At 70.5% G+C, this 1,435-nt stretch carries 1 protein-coding gene; it reads left to right on the top strand.

The window, feature by feature from the left end; all coding sequences use genetic code 11:
- The first annotated feature begins 166 nt into the window (after positions 1–166).
- The gene (locus tag HHX37_RS35345; RefSeq protein ID WP_310740679.1) at positions 167–1,339 is read left to right on the top strand and encodes a Gfo/Idh/MocA family oxidoreductase; all 1,173 of its coding nucleotides are present in this window, start codon (positions 167–169) and stop codon (positions 1,337–1,339) included.
- Positions 1,340–1,435: the final 96 nt, after the last annotated feature.

Genomic DNA, 1,435 nt, shown 5'->3' on the forward strand with positions numbered 1-1,435 from the left:
AGATCGCCCGGCTCATCGCGCAGGGCAAGGGCATGAGCGACCTGCTGGAGCAGCAGGTGCCGCAGTCCATCACGCTGACGTCGGAGACCGTCACCAAGGACAACGCCGACAAGTACCTGCCCACCGGGTTCGAATCCTGATCCAGCCCTGATTCGAGGGAGTTCTAGTGACTGAAAGCAGGCCGGCGCTGGGTGTCGGCATGGTGGGGTACGCGTTCATGGGGCGCGTGCACTCACAGGCGTGGCGGAGCGTCGCGGCGGTCTTCGACGTACCGAGGCCGGCCATGGCCGTCCTGTCCGGGCGGTCCGCGGAGCGTACGGCCGAGGCGGCCGACACGCTCGGCTGGGCGGCGGTCGAGACGGACTGGAAGCGGCTGATCGAGCGCGACGACGTGCAGATCGTGGACATCTGCACGCCGGGCGACTCGCACGCGGAGATCGCCATCGCCGCGCTGGCGGCGGGCAAGCACGTCATCTGCGAGAAGCCGCTGGCCAACACCGTGGCGGAGGCGGAGGCGATGACCGCCGCCGCGAAGGAGGCGGCGGCTCGCGGCGTGCGCAGCATGGTCGCCTTCAACTACCGCCGCGTTCCCGCCATCGCCCTGGCCAGGAGGTTCGTGGCCGAGGGCAGGCTGGGCGAGATCCGGCACGTGCGGGCGCAGTACCTGCAGGACTGGATCGTCGACCCCGAGTTCCCCCTCGTGTGGCGGCTCCAGAAGGACAAGGCCGGGTCCGGCGCGCTCGGGGACATCGGCGCCCACATCATCGACACCGCCCAGTTCATCGTCGGCCGGAACCTGACCGGGGTGACGGCGCTCACCGAGACCTTCGTCAAGGAGCGCCCGCTGGCCGAGGGGTCGAGCGGCCTCGTCGGCCAGGGCGGCGGCGGTGAGAAGGGCGAGGTGACGGTGGACGACGCGGCCCTGTTCATCGGCCGCTTCGAGGGCGGCGCGCTGGCGTCGTTCGAGGCCACCCGCTTCGCCACGGGGCGCAAGAACGCGCTGCGCATCGAGATCAACGGGTCGGCGGGCAGCCTGTCCTTCGACTTCGAGGCGATGAACGAGCTGTGGTTCTACGACGCCGCGGAGTCGGACGCCGGCTTCCGGCGGGTCCTCGTCACCGAGTCGGACCACCCGTACGTGGGGGCCTGGTGGCCGCCGGGGCACGGCCTCGGGTACGAGCACACCTTCGTCCACGAGGTGAAGGACTTCCTGGAGGCGATCGCCGCCGGCACCGACCCGACGCCGTCCTTCGAGGACGGCCTCCAGGTGCAGCGGGTGCTCGCCGCCGTCGAGGAGAGCGCGGCTGCCGGTAGCCGCTTCACGAGTGTGGAGGTTTGATGACCAGGCCGATCACGTTGTTCACCGGTCAGTGGGCGGACCTGCCGTTCGAGGAGGTCTGCCGGCTGGCCGCCGAGTGGGGCTACGACGGTCTTG

Origin of the sequence: Microbispora sp. H10885, assembly GCF_014161415.1 — a bacterium.
GTDB lineage: Bacteria > Actinomycetota > Actinomycetes > Streptosporangiales > Streptosporangiaceae > Microbispora > Microbispora triticiradicis.